This is a genomic window from Shinella granuli (assembly GCF_004341885.1).
GTDB classification, from domain to species: domain Bacteria; phylum Pseudomonadota; class Alphaproteobacteria; order Rhizobiales; family Rhizobiaceae; genus Shinella; species Shinella granuli.
This window is the reverse complement of the sequence record NZ_SLVX01000006.1, coordinates 164,744-187,008: the sequence shown is the minus strand read 5'-3', so window position 1 is coordinate 187,008 and position 22,265 is coordinate 164,744. Positions and strand designations below refer to the sequence as shown.

The window sequence follows — 22,265 nt, the reverse complement described above, 5'->3', positions numbered from 1 at the left end:
GGGAACCGCGCGGCGGCGCGCCTTGGCCGATAGTCGCTTCACCAACAACACGAACCTTGAAGCAACCGTCATGAAAGCCCTCGTCCTCACCATCAACGTTCTCGGTTTCACCGCCCTCTTCCTCGCCTACACGATGGGCGCCGCGGTCGACCGTCCGAAGGGTGTGCGCCGGGCGCTCCAGACCTATGCCGGCCAGCTTCCCACCGGCGCGATGCCGACGCTGAAGCCCGTCTGGGAACTCGGCGTGAAGGTTTCGGCCCTCGCCTGAACGAAAGACGCTCGGCCCCTCATCCCGCCTGCCGGCCACCTTCTCCCCGCAAGCGGGGCGAAGGGATATGTCGCACCGTTTTCCTCAAACATCATCGGTTCGCGGCGCGGAATCTGCCTCAGATCGAGCGCGTGATGCCGCCGTCGACGCGGATGTTCTGGCCAGTGATGTAGGCGGCACCGTCGGAGGCGAGGAAGGCCACCGTCGCGGCGATCTCCTCGCTCGTGCCGTAGCGCTTCATGGGCACGCCGTCGCGCCGTTCCTCGGTCGCCGGCAGGCTGTCGATCCAGCCGGGCAGCACGTTGTTCATGCGGATGTTGTCGGCCGCGTAGGTGTCCGCGAAGATCTTCGTGAACGAGGCGAGGCCCGCGCGGGCGACGGCCGAGGTCGGGAACATGGAGCTCGGCTCGAAGGCCCAGGCGGTCGAGATGTTGATGATCACGCCGGATTTCTGCTTCTGCATGACCGGGGTGACGAGGCGCGTCGGGCGCACGGCATTGAGGAAATAGACGTCGATGCCCGCGTGCCAGTCCTCGTCGGTGAGGTCGAGGATCGGCTTGCGGGGGCCATGGCCGGCGCTGTTGACGAGGACGTCCACGCGGCCCCAGCGTTCCAGCGCGCCGTCGACGAGGCGCTGCAAGTCGTCGTTCGACTGGTTGGAGCCGGTGACGCCGAAGCCGCCGGTTTCGGCCGCCAGCGCCTCGCCCTTGCCGGAGGAGGAGAGCACGGCGATCCTGAAGCCGTCCGCCGCCAGCCGTCTTGCCGCCGCCGCGCCCATGCCGCTGCCGCCGGCCGTGATGATCGCTACTTTTTCTGTCGCCATGTTCCTCTCCCTTGGAAACGGTTGCGGCTCAGGCCGCGTCCTTCGTCCAGTTCACGCCGCCGGCATCCGTCAGGAGGAAGGCCTCACCGCAGGCTTTCGCCAGCGTGCGCACGCGCAGGATGTAGCTCTGGCGCTCGGTGACGGAGATCACGCCGCGTGCATCGAGCAGGTTGAAGACGTGGCTCGCCTTGATGCACTGGTCGTAGGCCGGCAGCACGCATTTGTGCAGGCGCTGGTTTTCCGCATCGCCCGGCGCTCCGGCGGCGAGCAGCGCCTGGCATTCCTTCTCCGCATCGATGAAGTGGCGGTGCAGCATGGCGGTGTCGGCGAATTCGAAATTGTGGCGGGAATATTCCTGCTCTGCCTGCAGGAAGACGTCGCCATAGGTGATCTTCTCATCGCCCTCGCGGCCGTTGAAATTGAGGTCGTAGACATTGTCGACGCCCTGCACATACATGGCGAGGCGTTCGAGGCCGTAGGTCAATTCGCCGGCGACGGGCGCGCATTCGATGCCGCAGACCTGCTGGAAATAGGTGAACTGCGAGACCTCCATGCCGTCGCACCAGCATTCCCAGCCGAGGCCCCAGGCGCCGAGCGTCGGGCTTTCCCAGTCGTCCTCGACGAAGCGCACGTCATGCAGCAGCGGATCGAGGCCGATGGCGGCGAGCGAGCCGAGATAGAGCTCCTGCAGGTTCGACGGGTTCGGCTTCAGGATGACCTGGTACTGGTAATAGTGCTGCAGGCGGTTCGGGTTCTCGCCGTAGCGGCCGTCGGACGGGCGGCGCGAGGGCTGCACATAGGCGGCGCGCCACGGGCGGGGGCCGAGCGCGCGCAGCGTCGTCGCCGGGTGGAAGGTGCCGGCGCCGACTTCCATGTCATAGGGCTGGAGCACCGCGCAGCCCTTGTCCGCCCAGTAATTGTGCAGCGTCAGGATCAGCCCCTGGAAGGAGCGTGTCGGGTTCATGTGGTCAGGCAGGGCGGCAGAGGTCATCGGTTTCGTCCGGGCATTCTTGGAAAGGTGCCGGACTGGTGCCACGATGCGCCCTGGGGGTCAAGGGTTTCGGCCCCTCTCCCCGCATGCATCAATGCCGTTCGAGCGAGCGGAAAAGCCCGGAGCCGGCGGCCTGGGTGACGGCCTGCACGCGCTGCGGGGCAAGGTTCGGTACCTGCCGCACCTGGCGGCGCAGGCCCGCCGGTATGCGCGCGCCGTACCAGGCGGCGAGCATGGGAAGCTCGCGGCGCAGCGTGCCCTTCGCCTGCCAGCCGAGCGCGTTCAGCGCCCGCGTGTCGAGCGGCGGGCGGCCGGCATTGTCCGGCCTGCCGGCGATGAAGCTGACGCCGGAGACCGGATCCTGCACGGCATCGAGCACCAGACGCGCGACGGAAAGGATATCGAGGAAATCGTCGCCGGCGACATTGTAGGTGGCGTTCTTCGCCCCGCGCGCCACTACCGCGCGCAGCGCCGAACAGAAATCCGCCATGGTGACGAAGCCGCGCGTCTGCAAGCCGTCGCCATGCACCGGCAGCGGCCGACCGACGGCGGCAAGCTCGAGGAAGCGCGACAGGAGCTTTTCGGTGTTCTGGCGCGTGCCGACGATGTTGACCGGGCGCAGCACGCGGATATCGAGATCGAAGGAGCGGCGCAGGCCGGCGATCAGCATTTCGGCGGCCGCCTTGGAGGCGCCATAGGGATTGTCGGGCAGGAGCGGCGCAAGCTCGCCCACCGGCTGGCCATTGCCGGTGCCATAGACCTCGGCGGAGCTGACATGGATCATCAGCGGCACGCGGCGGCGGCCCATCGCCTCGACCAGCACCTGCGTGCCCAGCGCATTGGCCAGCGTGAAGCGCTCCGGCACCGAGAAGGCACGCTCGACATGGCTTTCGCCCGCCGCATGCACGACGAGGTCCGCATCCTTCAGCATTTCCGTGACGAGGTCGAGATTGCCGACATCGCCTTCCTGCAACGTCACGCGGCCGGTGCGGAAGGCGGCGTCGAGATGCGACATGTCGGCGGCATAGGTGAAGGCATCGAGCACACGGATGCGCGCGTTCGGGCAATGGGCAAGGAGATCGTCGACGATATGCGAGCCGACGAAGCCGGCACCACCCGTCACGACGATGGTGCGAATCCAGTCGAGGTCGAGCGAGGCCATGGCTATTCTCCGTTCACTGCCGGGACGCCGCCATGGCGACCCTGACCGCTAGATCGGCCTTCCTGCGCGCGGGGGCAACGCCGGCCGGCGGCTGCGAAAGCTTAAATCCCGCGTTAACCTTACGGAGCGTGGTTAATGTGCCGGGACCGCACGGCAAGCCCCTTCCTGCGATCCCGCGATGACACACAGCCACGCCAAGGCGGCCGGTTTTCCGGCGCTCCCGCCAATCGCGGACGTAACCGCTGCGCACTTTTGCCGGAATCGCCCTACTCGTCGTCGCGGCGCAGGCGGTATTCGCCGGTTTCCGGATCCTTGACGAGCGTGCCGGTGGCGCCGGTGCGACGTTCCTCTTCGGAACGCTTGCGCAATTTGCTCAGGCGCTCGGCATCGGCCACGAACTTGCGATAGCCGAACCAGGCAAGGCCGACGACCAGCAGCAGAAAGATGATCTGGGCCATCGCCCCTCCCCTTGTTTCACATGCGCCTTATCCGGAAAGGCCGAAACGGCCCCACAGCGCCTTTTCTTCCGCGAGGCCCGCCACGGCGGCCACGCCCGCAGAGCCTATACGCTCCGCCATGTCGCCGGAAAGCCCCCCGATGCCCGGCGCCTTGCGACCAAACAGCCCCTTCGGCGCGGAGACCAGCTCGAGCCGCGTCTTCTCGCCATAGCGCTTCTTCAGCTCCGAGCGCATGTCGGCAAGGCCATCGACGAGGCCGAGCGCCAGGCCGCGCCCGCCGGTCCAGAACAGGCCGGAGAAGAGATCGGGGTCGTCGGCCAGTCTTGCGCCGCGGCGCTCCTTCACCATGTCGATGAAGACCTGGTGGATCTCGAGCTGGAGGGATTTGAGATATTCGATCTCGTTCTCGCGCTCGGGCTGGAACGGATCGAGGATCGCCTTGTTCGTGCCGGCCGTGTAGACGCGCCGCTCGACGCCGATCTTCTTGAGCATTTCCGGAAAGCCGAAGCCGCCCGAGACGACGCCGATCGAGCCGACGATCGAGGTCGGGTCGGCAAAGATCTCGTCGCCGGCGAGCGCGATCATATAGCCGCCGGACGCCGCCACGTCCTCGACGAAGACCAGAACGCGCTTGTTCCTTTCCGCCGCGAGCGCGCGGATGCGCTGGAAGATCAGCCGCGACTGCACCGGCGAGCCGCCCGGCGAATTGATGGAGATCGCGACGGCCGGCGCCTGCTTGTAGGCGAAGGCCTTTTCCAGCGCGGGCGCGGCGGTGGCGAGATTGAGCGCCGGCCGGAACTGGCTGCCGGACGCCATGATCGCCCCCTGCAGCCGGACGACCGGGATCGCGACCCCCTCCTTGCGGAACCTCTTCGGCACCAGCGTCTTCAAAAATCCGGCCATCGCGCGATCCTGTTTCCTGTTCGTTTGCCCGGCTGATGTATGCATGACGGGCGAAAACGCAAGATTTGGCAGCAGAAATCGCCTAGGGCGCCTCGTAGTCCGCATCGTCATCAACCGGCAAGCCGGGCTCGGCCTGTCGCCCATGACGAACGAGAAGGACGAGGACGGCATCGTCCGAAAGCTCGTAGTCGATGCGATAATCGCCGAGCACGATGCGGTAGATGCCGCTTACGGGAATGTCCTGGCGCAGGAAGCCCGAATATGGAAAGCGCGCGAGCTGCTTGCCAATCCGTGCCATGCTTGCCCGGAACGCGGCCGCCGCGGCGGGGTTGCGATCACGCAGATACCGGATTTCCTGTTCGACAAAGAGCCTTGCCGGCGGCGCGAAGAGCACCTTGCGCATCAGGCGGCGTTGCCCGGCAGGTTGTCGTCCATTTCGGCGATGAGGTCGTCCAGCGCCGTGGCGCCATCCGTAGCTGCCGCCCGCCTCGCCCTGTCAAGTTCAAGGATCTCCTGCCCCTCGGCGGCAAGATAGGCCTTCATCGCCCGCACCATCACCCAGCTGCGCGAACGCCCGCAACTGCGCGCGACCGCCTCAATTTCGGCAAGCAACTCGCTTGGCAGTCTCAGTGTGATGGGATCGGAAAGATTCCTCTGATTTTCCATGGAAAAATCTGCCTTTTGTAATACAGGTTCTTCGATCTCCCCGAAATTGTCAACGCGACAGGCGCGGATAGCTTGCCCGGCCGTTGTTGAGGTCGTCGACGAAGGGGGTGAAGGCGTGCCGGCCGGGTTCGTGCATGACGAGCGGCATGCGCAGCGCCAGTCTGGCGCGCGAGCCCTTGATGGCGGTGACGAGGATGCGCAGGGCCGGTTCGCCGGGGCGGGGATGGAGGGCCGTGATCTCGATGCCGCCGAAGCGGCGGCCGCAGGCGGCGACGATCTCGGCGATCGATTCCGGCCGGGCGATGAGGGAGAGCTGGCCGCCTGGCTTCAGGATCGCGCCCGCCGTCCGGATCCAGCGTTCGAAGAGGTCATGCTCCATGGCATGGGCCTCGGCCTTCAGCGCGTCGGGCGTGCGGCTGCCGATGCGGTCGTTGAAGGGCGGGTTCATGATGACATGGTCGAAGACCTCGTCGGCAAGGCCCGCCGCGACACGCGCCGTGCCCGCGAGCCCGACATCGGCCTCCAGCACGCCGACGCGGGCCGAAAAGGCGGCGTTTTCCGGAAGCGCCACCGACTTGCGGGCGAAACCGGCCATCAGCGGCGAGCGCTCGACGAGCAGCACCTCGGCCCTTTCGTTGCATGCGGCGACGGCAAGGCCGGCAGCGCCCGCGCCCGCGCCGAGATCGGCGACGCGCATCGGCCCCTTCCCCGCCACCAGCGCGGCGAGCAGCATGGCGTCCATGCCCGAACGATGGCCGATGCCCTTCGGCTGGACGACATGGAAGCGGCCGTAGTGGAAGGCGTCGACGGTTTCGGTGACGGTCATGGGCAGGTCGTCCCCTGCGCGCGGGGCCGGGCTTGGCCATCCCCCCTCTGCCCTGCCGGGCATCTCCCCCTCAAGGGGGGAGATTGGATCGTGGCACGGCCTTGCCCCAAGTCGATCTCCCCCCTTGAGGGGGAGATGCCCGGCAGGGCAGAGGGGGGTGCTCCGAATGCAGCCTTCACCGTGAAAACCACGGCCCTCACGCCCGCAGCTCCGCTTCGAGCCCCGCATCCTTGAGGATCCGCCGGGCCTCGTCCGCCCGGTCGCTCTCCACCAGGAAGCGGCGGGGCAGCATGCCGAGGGAGCCTTCGAGGATGCTCATCGCCTGGTCGGCGATCAGGCAGTGGATTCCCGCCTCCTTCATCAGGCTTTCCGCGAAGGAGAGCAGGACGGCGTCGTTGGTGCGGATCAATTCGATCATTCCGGTCGTTTTCCAGCCATAATTCCCGAGGCGGGACAATTCGCCTCTTGCCGCAGGAAGCCCCGCTTTCTATTGTCTTTCAACAAAAATGAACAGGAGTCCGGGCATTTGGGCGTCGTGATACCGCTTGAAGAAGGCAAAAACAAACAGGCGTCTGTGAAGCCGCTCGTCGATCTGACAAAGGCCGACATGGAGCGGGTGAACCAGCTCATCCTGTCGAAAGCCGGCTCCGACGTCGCGATGATCCCGGAGGTCGCCAACCACCTGATCTCCTCCGGCGGCAAGCGCCTGCGCCCCATGCTGACGCTCGCCTCCGCCGCGATGTTCGGCTATGACGGCGACCAGCACGTCAAGCTCGCCACCAGCGTCGAGTTCATGCACACGGCGACGCTGCTGCATGACGACGTGGTCGACGAGAGCGACATGCGCCGCGGCAAATCCACCGCCCGCATGATCTGGGGCAACCAGGCGAGCGTGCTCGTCGGCGACTTCCTGCTCGGCCAGGCCTTCAAGATGATGGTCGAGGTCGGCTCGCTGGAAGCCCTCGACGTGCTCTCCACCGCCGCCACCGTCATCGCCGAAGGCGAGGTGCTGCAGCTCTCCGTCGCCAAGAACATGGAGACGACCGAGGACGACTATCTCCAGGTCATCCGCGCCAAGACGGCGGCGCTCTTCGCCGCCGCCTCGGAAGTCGGTCCCATCATCGCCAATACCGGCCGGGCCGAGCGCAACGCGCTGAAATCCTACGGCATGAATCTCGGCCTCGCCTTCCAGCTCGTCGACGACGCGCTCGACTATGGCGGCAAGGCGGCCGATCTCGGCAAGAACACCGGCGACGATTTCCGCGAGGGCAAGATCACCCTGCCCGTCATCCTCGCCTGGCGCCGCGGCACGGCGGAAGACCGCGCCTTCTGGCGCGAGGCGATCGAGGGCGGCAAGAGCGACGACGCGAACCTCGAACGCGCCTTCGGCCTCATCACCCGCTATGGCGGGCTGACGGACACCATCGCCCGCGCCCAGCACTACGGCATGATCGCCCGCGACGCGCTCGCGCCCCTGCCGGCCTCGCCCTGGAAGAACGCGCTGCTCGAAGTCATCGACTTCTCCATCGCCCGCGTCAGCTGATCGGCGAATACGCGGTCCGGCAGGATTTTCTTGCCGCATCGCGCCAAAAAAGCCATTCTCTGCCGTCATGAGTCCGTGATTGATTTGGGCACGATCGTGGCTGAATTTGTCACGGCAATCCCCATGGTGGGCTTCGGCACAGCTTCTGGCGAAAGGCATTTTGATGCGGCATTCCCTTCTCCTTCGGCTTCTCTCCGGCGTGGCGATCGCGGCCAGCATCGCGCTCACCGGCCCTCTGGCGGCTTACGCGGAGGAAAAGCCTGCGGCCGCCGCCGAGGAAAGGCCGTTCGACCCGTTGAGCGTCAACACCTTCTCGGGCGCCTTCCTCGCCGCCCGCACGGCCGATTACGACAAGGAATACGAGACCGCCGTCGCGCTCTACAAGATCGCCCTGCAGTTCGATCCCACCAACAAGGACGTCAAGCAGCGCCTGATGGTGACGCAGCTGATGAACGGCGATTTCGAGGAGGGCGTGAAGCTTGCCGACGCGCTGCGCAACGACCCCGCCGTCGAGCGCATCACCGCCGTGGTGCGTGGCATGGAGGCGATCCGCAAGCGCGAATACAAGAGCGCCGAGAAGATCCTCGTCTACAAGGGGCCGAACGATCTCGACCGCATGATGAACGACCTCCTGCTCGCCTGGGCCAAGTTCGGCGACGGCAAGCCGAAGGAAGCGCTGAAGCTGATTAGCGGCATGGAGGGGCCGGACTGGCTCGCCATCTTCAAGAACTACCATGCCGGGGCGCTGGCCGCAGCGGCCGGCGACAAGGCGACGGCGCGCGCGCGCCTCAACGACGCGATCCTCGACCGCAACGGCGCGAGCGCCGCGCCCGACACCTTCATCCGCGCCGTGATGGCGCTCGCCCGCCTCGAAGCCCATGAGGGCAACAAGCAGAAGGCGCTCGACGCCATCTCGGTCGGCGACAACTTCATCACCAGCTATGCGCCGCTGAAGGCGCTGCGCCAGAGCATCGAGGCCGGCGAGAAGCAGGAGCAGCAGGTGCGCACCGCCGCGCAGGGCGCCGCCGCCGTGCTCTTCTCGATCGGCGGCGCGCTCAACCGCGACGGCGCGGAAGACATCGTCTCGCTCTACCTGCAGGCGGCCCGCGCGCTCGACCCGGACAGCGACGACATGCTGGTGCTGCTCGGCGGGCTGGCCGAGAACCAGAAAAAGCCGGAGCGGGCGATCGAATATTACCGCGCCGTGCCGGAAAAGTCGCCGATGCGGCGTATTTCCGAGCTGCAGCTCGGCCTCAACCTTGCCGATACGGGCAAGGTCCCCGAGGCGAAGAAGCATCTGCAGGAGCTGATCGAGGCCGATCCGGCGGACCTGCGCTCCTATCTCGCGCTCGGCAGCGTGCTGTCGGACGCCAAGGACTACAAGGAGATGGCCGGTCTCTACGACCGCGCGGTCGCCGCCATCGGCCTCGCGCCCACACGCAACCACTGGAGCATCTTCTTCCAGCGCGGCATCGCCTATGAGCGGCTGAAGGAATGGGAGAAGGCCGAGCCGAACTTCCGCAAGGCGCTGGAGCTGAACCCCGAGCAGCCGCAGGTGCTGAACTACCTCGGCTATTCCTGGGTGGACATGAACATGAACCTCGACGAGGGCCTGGACATGATCCGCCGGGCCGTCAGCATCAAGCCGGATGACGGCTATATCGTCGATTCGCTCGGCTGGGCCTACTATCGCCTCAACCGCTTCTCCGACGCCGTGGCGGAACTGGAGCGGGCGGCGGAGCTGAAGGCGGGCGACCCGACGATCAACGACCATCTCGGCGATGCCTACTGGCGCGTCGGCCGCAAGCTGGAAGCCACCTTCCAGTGGAACCGCGCGCTCGGCCTGAAGCCGGAAGAGGCGGAAATCCCGAAGATCAAGCTGAAGATCGAGAACGGCCTGCCGGAACTGCAGAAGACCGAGCCGGCCTCCGCGGAAGCCAAGGACGAAAAGCCGGTGCAGAACCCCTCGCCCGAGGGCACGGCAGCCGACCGCAAGTCCTGACGCCGCATGGCTGACGCCGACGCCCTGTCGGGGTTCGTGGTCGTCGAGCCGGCCCCGGCCAAGATCAACCTCGCGCTCGCCGTCACCGGCCGGCGCGAGGATGGCTATCACCTCCTCGACAGCCTCGTGACCTTCACCGCCTTCGGCGACCGCATCGGCCTTGCGCCGGCGGCCGAGGACCGCTTCACCCTGTCCGGCCGCTTCTGCGGGGCGCTTTCGGCCGAGGCCGACAACCTCGTCACCCGCGCGCGCGACCGGCTGCGCGCGGCGCTCGCCCCGACCGGGCAGGCGGCCCCGCCCGTGCACATCCATCTCGAAAAGAACCTGCCCATCGCCTCCGGCATCGGCGGCGGCTCGGCGGATGCCGCCGCGACGCTGCGCGGCCTCATCTCGCTGTGGAAAGCGGAGCTGCCCGCCGACGGCCTGGATGCGCTTGCCCTCGGCCTCGGCGCCGACGTGCCGATGTGCCTTGCCAGCCGCCCGCTGCGCGCGCGCGGCGTCGGCGAGGCGATCACCCCCGTCGCCCTGCCGGCCCTTCCCATCGTGCTGGCCAATCCGCTCGTCGGCATTTCGACGCCGGCCGTCTTCCAGGCGCTTGCCTCCCGGCGCAACCCGCCGCTCGCCCTTGCGGGCGCTGCCGGCTGGGCGGAAGCGCTTGCGCGCCTGCGCAACGACCTGGAGCCCCCTGCCCGCCGGCTCTGCCCCGAGATCGCCGCGATCTCCGAAAGCCTTGCGGCCACCGGCGCCGGCCTGGTGCGCATGTCCGGTTCCGGCGCGACCTGCTTTGCGCTATACGATACGGACGCGGCTGCCGAGACCGCGGCGGCGGCGCTCTCGCGCCGGCACCCGCACTGGTTTTTCACCGCCACGAGCACGCTGGAAGCGCAAGGCAAGGGAGCCGACGATGGCGCATATTGACGAGACGAGGCCCTTCATCCCGGTCGGCATCGCCGTGCTCACCGTCTCCGACACGCGCACCCTCGACACCGACCGGTCCGGCGATACGCTGGTCGCGCGCATCAGGGAGGCCGGACACCGCCTTGCCGACCGCGCCATCGTGACGGACGACGTGGCCGCGATCCGCACCAAGGTGGAAGCCTGGACGCGCGACGATGCGGTGGACGTGGTCATCACCACGGGCGGCACGGGCTTTACCGGCCGCGACGTGACGCCGGAGGCGCTGGAGCCGCTGTTCGAAAAGCGCATGGACGGCTTTTCCGAGGTCTTCCACCGCATCTCCTACGACAAGATCGGCACTTCGACGATCCAGTCGCGCGCGACCGGCGGCGTTCTCAACGCCACCTTCATCTTCGCGCTGCCGGGGTCGCCCGGCGCCTGCAAGGACGCGTGGGACGGCATCCTGAAGGCGCAGCTCGACTATCGCCACATGCCCTGCAACTTCGTGGAAATCATGCCGCGGCTCGACGAGCACCTGAAGCGCACGGCCGGCTGACCCGCTCCCCTCCGGGGGGGCGTGGCGTTATATCGATGCCGGCGCCGATTTCGCAATCGCGCTGCCCGGCGCACCGGCCTGTTCCGCGATGAATTTCCTGCCCTGGCTCAATCGATCCCCGCCCGCATGGCCTTCACGGCCCAGGCGGGAACCAGCTCCACGGCCAGCCGGCGCACGCCGGCGCCCGTGGCGATGTCGGCGAGCGCCATGCCGGTGCGCACCGCGGCCGAGGCCTGGCGCTTGCTGACGAGGTAGCCCTGTTCCAGCGGCGCGCGGCGGCGCGCAAGGCGCTGGAGGAACGGCCGGCGATGGCTGCGCGAGCCGAGGAACTGCGCGGGATTGCGGTTGACCGACACATGGTCGACGACCGCATCCACCCAGCCCGACAGCGGCCGGGCGCCCGGCTCCAGCAGCAGCAGCCAGTCGCCGCGGGCCGAACGCACCACGTCCTTCATGTCCCAGCTCGTCAGGAAGCGGCAGCCGGCGGCATCCGCCACCTTGGAGGAGCCGTCGCGCGAGCCGTGGTCGAGCACGATCACGTCGCGCACGACGCCCTCGACGGCGCCGGAAACCAGCGCCGACAATGTCTGCGCAAGCTCGGCCTCATTGTCCCGGCATTCCATGATGATGGTCAGCATGTCCTCCCATACCGCATTGCAGCATCGATTGCCACCGCGGGAACCCGCGAAGTTTCCCGCATGGTTAGGCGGCATGGTTAGCGGCGCCCCGAAATTTGTTCTTGCATTGTTCTCATTTGCGCGATAGGAATATAATCATTGAATCGGGGCCTGCCCCCGGCGGAGACACTCATGAACGATCTGGCCAGCCTGAGGCAGGGCGCGCTTGCGCCCGGCCATGCGAAAGACATTGCCGAAGCGCTGATGGCCGAGACGGGCATGCGCGTCGACAGCGAGCGCCGGCGCGGCCGGGGCGCGGGCCTCAACTTCACCGGCCGCTTCGAGCCGGTGACGCGCGAGACGGTCGACGACGGCTGGCAGACGCTGGAGGAACTGCCGCCCTTCCGCACCGAGGTGCAGGTGGAAAAGCCGCGCACCATCATCACGCGCAACGAATCGCCCGACATTCCCTTCGACCGCTCGATCAATCCCTATCGCGGCTGCGAGCACGGCTGCATCTACTGCTTCGCCCGGCCGACCCATGCCTTCATGGGCCTGTCGGCCGGCCTCGATTTCGAGGCACGGCTGTTTGCCAAGCCGGACGCGCCGAAGCTGCTGGAACGCGAGCTTTCCAAGCCCGGCTACAAGCCGCGCGCCATCGCGATCGGCACCAACACCGATCCGTATCAGCCGATCGAGAAGGAATGGCGCATCATGCGGCAGATCCTCGAGGTGCTGGACGCGGCCAACCATCCGGTCTCGATCGTCACCAAGTCGGCGCTCGTGCTGCGCGACATCGACATCCTCGCGCGCATGGCGGCGCGGGGCCTCGCCTGGGTGGGGCTTTCCGTCACCACGCTCGACCGCAAGCTCGCCCGCACCATGGAGCCGCGCGCCGCCACCCCGCCGCGCCGGCTGGAGGCCATCCGCACGCTCTCGCAGGCCGGCATTCCCGTCGCCATCATGATGGCGCCGATCATTCCCGGCCTCAACGACCACGAGATCGAGCGCGTGCTCGATTCGGGCAAGGCCGCCGGCGCGCTGGAGGCGAGCTATGTGCTGCTCCGCCTGCCGCTGGAGGTGAGCCCCCTCTTCCGCGACTGGCTGCTGCGCCACTACCCGGACCGCTACCGCCATGTCATGTCGCTGGTGCGCTCCATGCGCGGCGGCAAGGATTACGACGCCGAGTTCGGCAAGCGCATGAAGGGCGCCGGTCCCTATGCCTGGCAGATCGCCCGCCGCTTCGAGATGACGGCCAAGCGGCTGGAGCTGACCCGCACCCGCCGCAGCCTTGCCTGCGACCAGTTCGTGCCGCCCTCGGGCAGCGGCGTGCAGCTCTCGCTGCTGTGAGGCGCAAGGGGCCTTGCTCCTTACCCCGCCGGCATTCGTCAGGGGAAAGCAGGCCCGGCTTTCCCGAAAGGACTGACGGCGCCGGGAAACCCAGCCCATCCGGTTCGGCCTGAAAAGGAGAGCTGCGAAAACGAAACCCCGCCGGGCGCCCGCGCCCGGCCTCTTCTTCCGGTCTGCCTTTCCCCGGGGCACACCGGCGCTCCTCCGGCGTCCGCCTCCTGCCGGAGGGCTTGCAGGGAATCGGATGGATGTGCGAGGTTCGCCGCATGTCCCGTACCGCATCCTCCGATTCCCGCCTTCTTTTCGACCTGCCCGAAGGGCCGGATTTCCAGATGGAAACCGCTGCCCTGAAACGCGGCATCTGGCCGGTGGCCGGCACAGACGAGGCCGGCCGCGGCCCCCTGGCAGGTCCCGTCGTCGCCGCCGCCGTGGTGCTCGACCCGGACAACATCCCCGGCGGCCTCAACGATTCCAAGCAGCTCAATGCCGCCAGGCGCGAGGCGCTGTTCACCCTGATCCTGCAGTCGGCCTTCGTCTCCGTCGCCTCCAGCTCGTCGCGCCGCATCGATGCCATCGACATCCGCAAGGCGAGCCTCGACGCCATGCGCCGCGCCGTCGCGGGCCTGGAGGTCGCGCCGAAGCTCGTGCTGGCCGATGGCCGCGACGTGCCGCCCGGCCTTGCCTGCGAGGGCCGCGCCGTCGTCAAGGGCGATGCCCGCTCGCTCTCCATCGCCGCCGCCTCCATCGTCGCCAAGGTGATGCGCGACCGCATGATGGCCCGCGCCGAGGACACCTATCCCGGCTACGGCTTCGCCATCCATGCCGGCTACGCCACCGAAGTGCACCGCAGGGCCATCACGGATATCGGCCCCTGCCGGCTGCACCGCATGAGCTTCCGCCCGCTCCGGCAGGACTGAGCCCGGCGGGACGGGCTTCCTCCTGGCTGCGCGACCGGGTCCTTGCAAATCAGATAAGTGTATGCTTATCTCATTCTCATGATCGAGAACGAGATATTCAAGGCGCTTGCCGATCCCACGCGCCGCGCGATCTTCGAGAAGCTGGCGGACGGCGCGATGAATGCCAGCGCGCTGCGCGAGGGCATGGAGATCAGCCAGCCCGCCATGTCCCAGCATCTGGCGGTGTTGCGCCAGGCGCGGCTGGTGCGCGAGGAGCGGCAGGGACGGTTCATCAATTACGAGGTCGACCCGGACGGGCTCGCGCGCATTGCCGGATGGCTCGCGAAATATCGGGCCTATTGGCCGGCACGGATCGACGCCCTGAAGGATTTGCTGAAGGACATGGACCAATGAGCGACAGGCAGGCCGAGCAGGCGACGGATCTCGTGCTGGAATACGAGCTCGACGCACCGACCGAAAAGGTCTGGCGGGCGATCAGCATTCCCGCCTTTCGCGAAAGATGGCTGCCGGGCGGCGCGCTCGCCGACGCCGAGCCGGTCCTGACGACGCCGGGCAAGGAAATCCGCTACAGGCTGCGGGACGATGAGCCGCCCCATCTCGAAAGCCTCGTCGCGTTTCAGCTCCGTCCCAACGGGCAGGGCGGCACCACGCTCCGGATCGTCCACGGCCTTGCGGATGCGCGCGTCGTGCCACGGCCCATCAACGACAATGGCAACGGGCGCACGCTGATGCGCGCCGCCTGACCTAACCCACCCCTCCCGCAAACAATCCGGAAGACAGGAGTTCGCCCATGCGCGAAACGATGCAACTCGTCCCTATGGTCGTCGAGCAATCCAGCCGGGGCGAACGCTCCTTCGACATCTATTCCCGCCTGCTGCGCGAGAGGATCATCTTCCTCAACGGCGAGGTGAACGACGCCGTAAGCGCCCTCGTCTGCGCGCAGTTGCTGTTCCTGGAGGCCGAGAGCCCGCAGAAACCGATCCAGCTCTACATCAACTCGCCCGGCGGCATGGTCACCAGCGGCTTTGCCATGTACGACACGATGCGCTACATCCGCGCGCCCGTTCACACGCTCTGCATGGGCACGGCCCGCTCGATGGGCTCGTTCCTGCTGATGGCCGGGGCGCCCGGCATGCGGGCCGCCCTGCCCAATGCCAGCATCCTCGTCCACCAGCCCTCCGGCGGCTTCCAGGGCCAGGCCTCGGACATGCTCATCCACGCCGAGGAGATCCTGAAGACCAAGCAGCGCATGACGCGGCTCTATGCCCGCCATTGCGGGCGCAGCTACGAGGAGTTCGAGCAGGCCATGGATCGTGACCGCTTCATGACGGCCGAGGAAGCGCTGGAATGGGGCCTGATCGACCGCATTCTCACCGAGCGCGAGATCGGCGAGGCGCATCGGGCCGGCACATGACACACGTCGTCACGGCATGGACACAACGAAAAAAGGCCGGATCGCTCCGGCCTTTTTCAGATGATCGTGCGGGCAGCCTCAGTTGAGGCGGGCCTTCACTTCGCTGATGGCGTTGTCGAACAGTGCCTTGCCGGTGGCGGCATCGGCCTTGGCGGCGATGACCTTCTCGGCGGCGGCGACGGCGAGGTCGACGGCGGCGGCGCGCACGGCGTTGATCGCGTCGGCCTCGGCCTGGCGGATCTTCTGCTCGGAGAGCGCCGTGCGGCGGGTGACGTATTCCTCGGTCTTCTGCTTGGCTTCGGCCGTCAGGGCGCTCGCCTCGCGTTCAGCGGCGGCGACGATGCTGGCGGCTTCCGCCTCGGCATCCTTGCGCTTGCGCTGGTATTCGGCGAGCAGGTGCTGGGCCTCCTCGCGAAGGCGCTTGGCTTCCGCCAGCTCGTTCTGGATCTTCTCCGCGCGGGCGTCGAGACCCTTTGCCATCATGCCGGGAACCTTGAGGTAGGCGATGAGGGCAAGGAACAGGAGAAGGCCGACAAAGGCATAGAAAGTTGCGTCGAATGCCATGGTGTCCTCCTTATTCGCCTGCGGCCGTCTTCACGGCGGAAGCGATCTCGGCCTTGGTAGCCTTGGCGCCGATGAGCTGCTCGACGAGGGCTGCCGTGGTTTCCTCGGCGATCGCGCCGACATCGGCAAGGGCCTTGGCCTTGATCTCGGCGATGCGGGCCTCGGCACCGGCGATCTTGTCCTGCAGCGAGGCTTCGATCTTGGCGCGCTCGGCGTCGGCCTTGGCCTTGGCTTCGTCGCGGGCGGTCGAGGCGATGGCATTGCCCTTGGCGCGGGCGCTGGCAAGGTCCTGCTCGTAGGACGCAATCGCGGCGTCGGCTTCCGCCTTCAGGCGGGAGGCCTCGTCGAGGTCCTGTGCGATGCGGTCATGGCGCGTCTCGAGGATGCCGCCGATGCGCGGAATGACGACCTTCGACATGAGAAGGTAGAACAGACCGAAGGTGATCGCCAGCCACAGGAGCTGCGATGCGAACGTGGTCTGATCGAAGGGCGGGAAAACGCCGGTGGCGTGCTCGTCGCCATGGGCAACACCCGTTTCGGTGTGCACTTCGCCTGCCGGCTGGGCCGCATGCGTATCCGCAGGGGTCTCATGCGACGTCGCAGGAGTTTCCGCCTGGGCGATTTCGAAAGGGGTGGACTCGGCCGATGCCGGGGTCACGGACATGCTCACCTCCAGGGGGCACTCTCAGATCTTGTACGGAACGTACGATGGACCACGGCCCGGAGGCCATGGTCCAGTCCTCGGCCGATATCAGACGGCGAAGAGGAGGAGGAGAGCGATGAGCAGCGAGAAGATGCCCAGAGCTTCCGTAACGGCGAAGCCGAATACGAGACGGCCGAACTGGCTGTCAGCAGCAGACGGATTGCGCAGAGCGCCGGCCAGGTAGTTGCCGAAGATGTTGCCGAGGCCGAGAGCCGTGCCGGCGAGACCGAACGTGGCAAGACCTGCGCCGATGAACTTTGCTGCTTCCGCTTCCATGTTGAACTCCTTGAATGGGTTGTTGCGGCTTATGAGCGACGCCCGAGGGCGCCGACGACTGTTTCCTTAGTGACCACCCGGATGCACGGCATCGTTGAGGTACATGCATGTCAGAACTGCGAAGACGTAGGCCTGCAGGAACGACACGAGGAATTCGAGACCGGTCAGGGCGACGGTCATGAGAAGGGGCAGGATCGCACCGGCGACACCGAGAGCGCCGAGGGCGCTCAGCGAGGTGACGAAGCCGGCGAAGACCTTCAGCGTGATGTGACCCGCCAGCATGTTGGCGAAAAGACGGATCGAGAGGCTGATCGGACGCGAGAGGAACGAGATGACCTCGATCGAGACGACCAGCGGCAGAAGCGCGCCGGGAACGCCGGACGGCACGAAGAGCTTGAGGAAGCCGAAGCCGTGCTTGTAGAAACCGTAGACGATCACGGTGCCGATGACGAGGATGGCCAGAGCGAAGGTGACGATGATCTGGCTGGTGACCGTGAAGAAATAGGGCACCATGCCGAGCAGGTTCGCCGTCAGCACGAACATGAAGAGCGAGAAGACCAGCGGGAAGAACTTCATCCCATGGCTGCCCGCCCCTTCCCGGAGCATCGAGGCGATGAACTCGTAGGACATTTCCGAGACCGACTGCATGCGGCTCGGAACGAGGCCGCGCTGGCCGGTCGTGAAGTAGAGAAAGCCCGCGGCGGCCGCGACGGTGGCGACCATGAAGAGCGAGGCATTGGTGAACGAGAAATCGATGCCGCCGATTTCGATCGGAACAATCTTGTTGACCAGGAACTGATGGGTCGGATCGTTTGCCACCGTCTATCTCTCTCGCTTGCCCGCCTTGCGGCGGAAGTCACCCATGAATGGGACCGCGCCGTCAGGCGCCGTCCTTCGGTTTGGTCTCGTCCCGCCCGCTGCCGGCCTTGCCGGGCTCCCGCCCCGCCAGCCTGTCGACCGGATGGGGCGATGCCACCATGCCGGCCGCGCGCATGACGTTCAGAACGCCGGCGCAGAAGCCGAGGAGCAGGAGAACGATCATCCCCCACGGCCCTGTACCCGCAAAATGGTCCAAAAGATAGCCCAGAAGCGCCCCGACGATGACGGCAGCGACGAACTCGCTCGAGAGCTTCATGGCCACCGCGTAGCCCTTGCGGCTCTCCGATGCCCGTGCCTCTGCGGCCCTATCCGCCCCGTCGTCCTTGCGCCGTTCCGCGAGTTCCGCGTCCAGGCGCTTCAGCCGGTCTTCCAGACTTTCCTTTTGATCGTCGGCCATGGCGTGCTCCTCATACCCTTCCGCGGCGCTTTCGCCCCATTGCGGACATATTGCAGGCTAGGATTCAAGCCATATCCGACCCCTTTCGAAGTCGGCCGCAACATAGTTTTAGGTGCCAGCATAGTCAAGGCATGGCGAAGCTTTGCGCAACACCAAATATTTTGTGAAAAATCAATGAATTAGCCGGAATCGCGCATCGGGCGCGACCGATCGTCCCGGGAATCGCGAAGGCTGTGGCGCGGACTCACCACACGCCGCCCGTCAGCTCCAGCCGCCGCCATAGGTACGGTAGAAGATGTGCTTGCCGATCTTGGCCACCCGCTTCATGGTGCGGCCCCAGGGCGGGTTCACATAGGTCGCGTGGTAGTGCGTGGACGAGCCGACGTCGTCGAACCAGATCTTTCCGGCGGTGACCGCCATGGCGATCTCCTTGGCGGCCTTCCAGTGCCAGGGCGAGAGGATCAGGTCGGGGATGCGGTCACAGGCGAAGGAGAACTGGCAGCGGTTGCGCCAGTTTTCGTTCTGGTAGACGACGCCGCAGATGGTCTTCGGATAGGCGGGGTTGCGCACGCGGTTGAGGATGACCTGCGCGACGGCGGCCTGGCCCTTCAGCTCCTCGCCGCGCGCCTCGAAATAGATGCCTTCGGCCAGGCACTTCTGCTCCTTGGCGGTGAAGACCTCCGCCGGCAGCGGCGTGGCCGCCCAGGCGTGATCGTCCGGCGAGATATCGGGCACGAAGCGGCCGAGTTCCTTCTTCGGCTTGAGGATCGAATCGAAAGGCGATTCCCGGGCATAATCCGGCTCGACGCGGGCATAGGCGGTCGCCAGCACGTCGGCATTGTCGTTGGTGACCAGGCTTGCGATCATCGGCGAGACGCCGGGATCCTTGTGCACCGGCCTCTTCTTGTAGAAGGCGGTGGCGATCTCGATTTCCTTGCCCTTGATGTCGGGCTTGGAAAAGGCCATGCGCTGGCCGGTGTCGAAGGCCGGCGAGAGCAGGAAACTGGTGCGCTCGAGGATCGAGCCGGCGGCAAAGCCCTTCGGCGGCGTCACCGGCAGGACGGCGATGATGCGGCCCTTCTTGTCGCGCCGGTTGACGCGGTCCTCGTCGGGGATACCGCCCTTCCCCTTGTGCTCGCTGCGCAGCGCCGCCGTGACGCCGCCCGGAAGCTCCACGCCCGCGCCGCTTTCCACGCCCCCGGTCGTCATGGCGTCGGCGAAGGCGATCTCGACCTCGTGGATGGAACCGGCGGGCGAGCGGGTCAGCACCATGGTCTGGTTGCCGCCCTTGCGGTTGAGGCCGGCGAGATAGGTGGCAAGGTCCGTATGGGCGGCGGGCGTCGGAAAGGTGGCGACGAGGCCGAGGCCGACGACCAGGGGGATTTTCCACTCCCGCTTCAGATAGGCGAGGAAGCGGCCGGCCCCGGCATGACGAATGCTACGCTTACGCAACTTTTTACTCCGCACGCATGCGCAGGCGCGCCGCCATTGTCGATGGCGTGTCTCCTGCCCGAAACTGACTGTATGGGAGCCCCGCCGCGCCGAAGCACGGGCCCGAAGCGGCTCGTTGCGGGGCAAAATGAAGCATCCACCGTGCTGCCCGTGCGTTGCACGCCCTGGCGCAGGCTTAATCCTCACCGCTACCCCTGTTTCCGTTAACCATAGACGCGTCGTGGTTAATGGTGACTTAATGGAGGAGCATGAAATAACGGTTCCCTGCGGCACGGGTCCCCCCGCAGTCCTGTCCGCATCCATCCGGGACGGCTGAAACCGGCATTCCCGAGCCGCGCATGGAAGGCAATCCTTCCGGGAAGCAGGCAGCCTGACGCAAGTTTTCCGCCGTAGTCTCTTGCAAGGCCATCACGGGAATTTTCTTATGCTCTCCACGCCAGCCCTGCATGCTTTCGACGTTACTCCGGAATGGCTCACGTCCAGAACCTTCACCTTCCGGGTCGAGCCGGCCGGCCCGACGATCAGCGAATCCTTTGTCTTCCACCGGAACGGGTTCATCGTCGGCTATTCGCACGGCAACGAGAAATCCTGGGAACTGGAAGCAGGCACCGTCAGGATTCTCGACGGCAACGGCAAGGCGACCTGCATCCTGAAGGTGCGGTCCTGCGAAGACGGAAAGGCGGAGCTGTCCGGCTTCTTCCACAATCCGACGGCGGATTATGCCGCGACCGATGTCGTGCACGTCCTGGAAGAGAACGGCTCGGACTATCACGCACGCATCCAGAGCTTCGATCTCTTCGACACGCTGGTCGCACGGCGCTGTTACGATCCCCTGGCGGTCTTCCGCAATGTCGAGGCGAAATCCAACATCGCGAACTTCGCCGCCCGGCGGCATACGGTCGAGATGGCCATGTTCGGCCGCCGGACCTACGGGCTGGAGGATATCTACGAACTGCTCGTCGCGGAGGGATTCCTTACAGCCAAGCAGTCACGGGTCCTCATGCTGATGGAGCTGGAGGAGGAGTGGGACACCCTGTTCCCGATCCGGGAGGTCATTGCCCATGTCAATCCCGGCGACATCATCATTTCGGACATGTACCTGCCGCGCTCCTTCATCCAGCGGGTGCTGAAGGAGAAGTGCGGGCTCGACAACGAGCTCTATTTGAGCAACTACGGCAAGCATCACCGGCAGATATGGCCCGCCATAACCGAGCGCTACGCGCTGCGCAGCCACTTCGGCGACAATGTGCATGCCGATATCGTCGGCCCGTCCGAATTCGGCATCCAGCCGATACTGGTGACGATCTCCAAATGGAGCAAAACCGAGGAAATCCTCCATGGCGTCGGGCTGCCAAAATACGCACATGCCCTCCGGCAGGTGCGGTTGCAGACATTCCATCGCACGCCGGCCATCGCCAATGCCCTGAATGCGCAGTTGGCCGTGAACATTCCCCTCATGCTGCTCGGCTCGTTCTGGATCCGCTACTGCGCCGCCAGTTTTCGCGCGGACAGGATCCTGACCGCAGCGAGAGACTGCAATCTCTGGCAAGAAATGCTGGCATCCGCGCATTTCGCGCGATGCGGCATGCCGCTCTCCACCTATATCAAGATTTCCCGAACCCTCTGCCATGAGAGCTCGGACGCCTATGAGGCCTATCTGCAGTCCAATCTGGGCACGCGCAGCCTGCTGGTGGATATGGTTGGCACCGGGAAATCGCTGCTTGCCCTCGTCGAGCGCCTCGGCCTTGGGGACCGGCTGCGGCCCTGCATCCTCGTCGCAGACCCCGTCGCGGCCGCCCATGCTCCGGCGCTGGACGCCTTCATCCTGAAGGACTTTTTCCAGTGCAGGATTTTCATCGAAGGACTGAATGCATCGCTGGACGGATCGGCCGTGACCGCGGCGTCGGATCAGCACATGATCAGGATACTGACGCAACCCAACGAGTTCGGCGACGCGATGCGCGAGATCATCACGGTCTCCCGAGCCCTTTTCCGAGATTTTCTCGGGGAGCTCAACACCTTCCAGCCACCGGGCGAATTTCCCCATCCGGCCGCCTTGCGTGCCGCCGCGGAGGGCATCGTCGAACAGCTTCCCGAACAGGCCTTGAAACTGGAAACCCTGCTGTTCGAACAGGGAGCAAACCTCGCGCCTGCAAACATGGCCAGAATTGCGAATGCATGAAAGCCGATAGCGCGATCGGCATGGCGCAACCCGGAATCCGCCGGGCAGGACGCGTCGTCGAGATCCGCTCCTGCTCCCGAATGAAGCTGAAGACTTCCATGTACTATTTTTTCGCTGTCGGATTTCACGAAAAAGAGAATGATTGCGTCACGCGGACGAGCGTGCCCAAACAGTTCTCCACGGCGAACGCTGCCGTGGAAGTCGCGAAAATCCTCTCCCTCAGCCATGCCGGAGCCGCGGCCTGGAAATGCAAGGCGGGCGAAGGAAATTCGGGCCCGGCGGAACTTCTCTTCAGCGCGGGGAAGGTCGGCCCGTTCCTGTTCGCACGCCGGTAGCCCTGTCCGCCCCGCAGCGTGAAACGACAAAAGGCCCGCGTGGACGGGCCTTTTGCAATTGCTCCGCTTTTCCGCGTGATCCGA

The 22,265-nt window shown here is 66.1% G+C and carries 29 protein-coding genes; 12 read left to right on the top strand and 17 right to left on the bottom strand.

Annotated features, from left to right (window positions below):
- Positions 1-70: 70 nt before the first annotated feature.
- Complete coding sequence (locus EV665_RS12525; protein ID WP_133034435.1) at positions 71-268, top strand: hypothetical protein; 198 nt, start codon at positions 71-73, stop codon at positions 266-268.
- A 118-nt stretch (positions 269-386) separates the two neighbouring features.
- Here EV665_RS12525 and EV665_RS12520 read toward each other — a convergent pair whose 3' ends face one another.
- The 9 genes from EV665_RS12520 to EV665_RS12475 form a co-directional block, all read right to left on the bottom strand.
- Complete coding sequence (locus tag EV665_RS12520; protein ID WP_133034356.1) at positions 387-1,091, bottom strand: SDR family oxidoreductase; 705 nt, start codon at positions 1,089-1,091, stop codon at positions 387-389.
- A gap of 28 nt (positions 1,092-1,119) precedes the next feature.
- Entirely contained in the window at positions 1,120-2,082 is a 963-nt protein-coding gene (locus EV665_RS12515; RefSeq protein WP_064329248.1) for a glycine--tRNA ligase subunit alpha, read from the bottom strand.
- A gap of 91 nt (positions 2,083-2,173) precedes the next feature.
- On the bottom strand, positions 2,174-3,244 hold the full coding sequence (locus tag EV665_RS12510) for a dTDP-glucose 4,6-dehydratase (protein ID WP_133034355.1): 1,071 nt from the start codon (positions 3,242-3,244) through the stop codon (positions 2,174-2,176).
- Between the two features lie 266 nt (positions 3,245-3,510).
- Entirely contained in the window at positions 3,511-3,702 is a 192-nt protein-coding gene (locus tag EV665_RS12505) for a hypothetical protein (RefSeq protein ID WP_064329246.1), read from the bottom strand.
- 27 nt (positions 3,703-3,729) lie between these two features.
- Positions 3,730-4,605, bottom strand: coding sequence for a S49 family peptidase (locus EV665_RS12500; protein ID WP_064329245.1), 876 nt, complete (start codon positions 4,603-4,605; stop codon positions 3,730-3,732).
- An 82-nt stretch (positions 4,606-4,687) separates the two neighbouring features.
- Positions 4,688-5,008: a type II toxin-antitoxin system RelE/ParE family toxin gene (locus tag EV665_RS12495; RefSeq protein ID WP_133034354.1), complete on the bottom strand. Its 321-nt coding sequence runs from the start codon at positions 5,006-5,008 to the stop codon at positions 4,688-4,690.
- Positions 5,008-5,271 carry a CopG family ribbon-helix-helix protein gene (locus EV665_RS12490; protein WP_064329244.1) on the bottom strand — a complete coding sequence of 88 codons (264 nt, stop codon included), beginning with the start codon at positions 5,269-5,271 and terminating at the stop codon, positions 5,008-5,010. The genes EV665_RS12495 and EV665_RS12490 overlap by 1 nt, the downstream gene beginning before the upstream one ends.
- Positions 5,272-5,320: 49 nt before the next feature.
- Positions 5,321-6,097: a tRNA1(Val) (adenine(37)-N6)-methyltransferase gene (locus EV665_RS12485; protein WP_210234630.1), complete on the bottom strand. Its 777-nt coding sequence runs from the start codon at positions 6,095-6,097 to the stop codon at positions 5,321-5,323.
- 196 nt (positions 6,098-6,293) lie between these two features.
- Positions 6,294-6,515 (bottom strand): putative signal transducing protein, encoded by a 222-nt coding sequence (locus EV665_RS12475; protein WP_064329242.1) that lies wholly within the window; start codon positions 6,513-6,515, stop codon positions 6,294-6,296.
- Positions 6,516-6,623: 108 nt separating this feature from the next.
- Between EV665_RS12475 and EV665_RS12470 the strand changes: the two genes are divergently transcribed.
- The 4 genes from EV665_RS12470 (at position 6,624) to moaB (ending at position 11,095) form a co-directional block, all read left to right on the top strand.
- A complete protein-coding gene (locus tag EV665_RS12470; RefSeq protein WP_064332417.1) occupies positions 6,624-7,640 on the top strand; it encodes a polyprenyl synthetase family protein in 1,017 nt (338 codons plus the stop codon).
- Positions 7,641-7,803: 163 nt separating this feature from the next.
- Positions 7,804-9,642: a tetratricopeptide repeat protein gene (locus EV665_RS12465; protein WP_064329241.1), complete on the top strand. Its 1,839-nt coding sequence runs from the start codon at positions 7,804-7,806 to the stop codon at positions 9,640-9,642.
- Between the two features lie 6 nt (positions 9,643-9,648).
- On the top strand, positions 9,649-10,560 hold the full coding sequence (locus EV665_RS12460; RefSeq protein WP_133034353.1) for a 4-(cytidine 5'-diphospho)-2-C-methyl-D-erythritol kinase: 912 nt from the start codon (positions 9,649-9,651) through the stop codon (positions 10,558-10,560).
- Positions 10,547-11,095: a molybdenum cofactor biosynthesis protein B gene (gene moaB, locus EV665_RS12455; protein WP_133034352.1), complete on the top strand. Its 549-nt coding sequence runs from the start codon at positions 10,547-10,549 to the stop codon at positions 11,093-11,095. Before EV665_RS12460 ends, moaB begins: the two co-directional genes overlap by 14 nt.
- A 107-nt stretch (positions 11,096-11,202) precedes the next feature.
- On the opposite strand, the gene EV665_RS12450 is transcribed toward moaB, so the two are convergent.
- Positions 11,203-11,733 (bottom strand): glycosyltransferase family protein, encoded by a 531-nt coding sequence (locus EV665_RS12450; protein ID WP_133034351.1) that lies wholly within the window; start codon positions 11,731-11,733, stop codon positions 11,203-11,205.
- A 171-nt stretch (positions 11,734-11,904) separates the two neighbouring features.
- Between EV665_RS12450 and EV665_RS12445 the strand changes: the two genes are divergently transcribed.
- The 5 genes from EV665_RS12445 (at position 11,905) to EV665_RS12425 (ending at position 15,393) form a co-directional block, all read left to right on the top strand.
- Positions 11,905-13,062: a PA0069 family radical SAM protein gene (locus EV665_RS12445; RefSeq protein WP_133034350.1), complete on the top strand. Its 1,158-nt coding sequence runs from the start codon at positions 11,905-11,907 to the stop codon at positions 13,060-13,062.
- Positions 13,063-13,310: 248 nt separating this feature from the next.
- On the top strand, positions 13,311-13,979 hold the full coding sequence (locus tag EV665_RS12440) for a ribonuclease HII (protein WP_133034349.1): 669 nt from the start codon (positions 13,311-13,313) through the stop codon (positions 13,977-13,979).
- A gap of 78 nt (positions 13,980-14,057) precedes the next feature.
- Entirely contained in the window at positions 14,058-14,372 is a 315-nt protein-coding gene (locus tag EV665_RS12435) for an ArsR/SmtB family transcription factor (protein ID WP_064332416.1), read from the top strand.
- Entirely contained in the window at positions 14,369-14,722 is a 354-nt protein-coding gene (locus tag EV665_RS12430) for an SRPBCC family protein (protein WP_133034348.1), read from the top strand. The genes EV665_RS12435 and EV665_RS12430 overlap by 4 nt, the downstream gene beginning before the upstream one ends.
- A 47-nt stretch (positions 14,723-14,769) precedes the next feature.
- On the top strand, positions 14,770-15,393 hold the full coding sequence (locus EV665_RS12425) for an ATP-dependent Clp protease proteolytic subunit (protein WP_064329234.1): 624 nt from the start codon (positions 14,770-14,772) through the stop codon (positions 15,391-15,393).
- Positions 15,394-15,471: 78 nt separating this feature from the next.
- Here EV665_RS12425 and EV665_RS12420 read toward each other — a convergent pair whose 3' ends face one another.
- The 7 genes from EV665_RS12420 to EV665_RS32305 form a co-directional block, all read right to left on the bottom strand.
- Entirely contained in the window at positions 15,472-15,957 is a 486-nt protein-coding gene (locus EV665_RS12420; protein ID WP_064329233.1) for a F0F1 ATP synthase subunit B, read from the bottom strand.
- Positions 15,958-15,967: 10 nt separating this feature from the next.
- Positions 15,968-16,621, bottom strand: coding sequence for a F0F1 ATP synthase subunit B (locus EV665_RS12415; RefSeq protein ID WP_133034347.1), 654 nt, complete (start codon positions 16,619-16,621; stop codon positions 15,968-15,970).
- A gap of 87 nt (positions 16,622-16,708) precedes the next feature.
- A complete protein-coding gene (locus tag EV665_RS12410) occupies positions 16,709-16,936 on the bottom strand; it encodes a F0F1 ATP synthase subunit C (RefSeq protein ID WP_024270186.1) in 228 nt (75 codons plus the stop codon).
- Between the two features lie 66 nt (positions 16,937-17,002).
- Positions 17,003-17,755 (bottom strand): F0F1 ATP synthase subunit A, encoded by a 753-nt coding sequence (locus tag EV665_RS12405; RefSeq protein ID WP_064329231.1) that lies wholly within the window; start codon positions 17,753-17,755, stop codon positions 17,003-17,005.
- 61 nt (positions 17,756-17,816) lie between these two features.
- Complete coding sequence (locus EV665_RS12400) at positions 17,817-18,212, bottom strand: AtpZ/AtpI family protein (RefSeq protein WP_064329230.1); 396 nt, start codon at positions 18,210-18,212, stop codon at positions 17,817-17,819.
- 261 nt (positions 18,213-18,473) lie between these two features.
- Positions 18,474-19,649 carry a cell wall hydrolase gene (locus EV665_RS12395; protein WP_380685523.1) on the bottom strand — a complete coding sequence of 392 codons (1,176 nt, stop codon included), beginning with the start codon at positions 19,647-19,649 and terminating at the stop codon, positions 18,474-18,476.
- A 250-nt stretch (positions 19,650-19,899) separates the two neighbouring features.
- Positions 19,900-20,436, bottom strand: a complete 537-nt coding sequence (locus EV665_RS32305; protein WP_162853040.1) for a hypothetical protein — start codon at positions 20,434-20,436, stop codon at positions 19,900-19,902.
- Between EV665_RS32305 and EV665_RS12390 the strand changes: the two genes are divergently transcribed.
- Positions 20,401-21,846 (top strand): hypothetical protein, encoded by a 1,446-nt coding sequence (locus EV665_RS12390; protein ID WP_162853045.1) that lies wholly within the window; start codon positions 20,401-20,403, stop codon positions 21,844-21,846. The genes EV665_RS32305 and EV665_RS12390 overlap by 36 nt on opposite strands.
- Positions 21,843-22,181 carry a hypothetical protein gene (locus EV665_RS12385; protein WP_133034344.1) on the top strand — a complete coding sequence of 113 codons (339 nt, stop codon included), beginning with the start codon at positions 21,843-21,845 and terminating at the stop codon, positions 22,179-22,181. The genes EV665_RS12390 and EV665_RS12385 overlap by 4 nt, the downstream gene beginning before the upstream one ends.
- Positions 22,182-22,265: the final 84 nt, after the last annotated feature.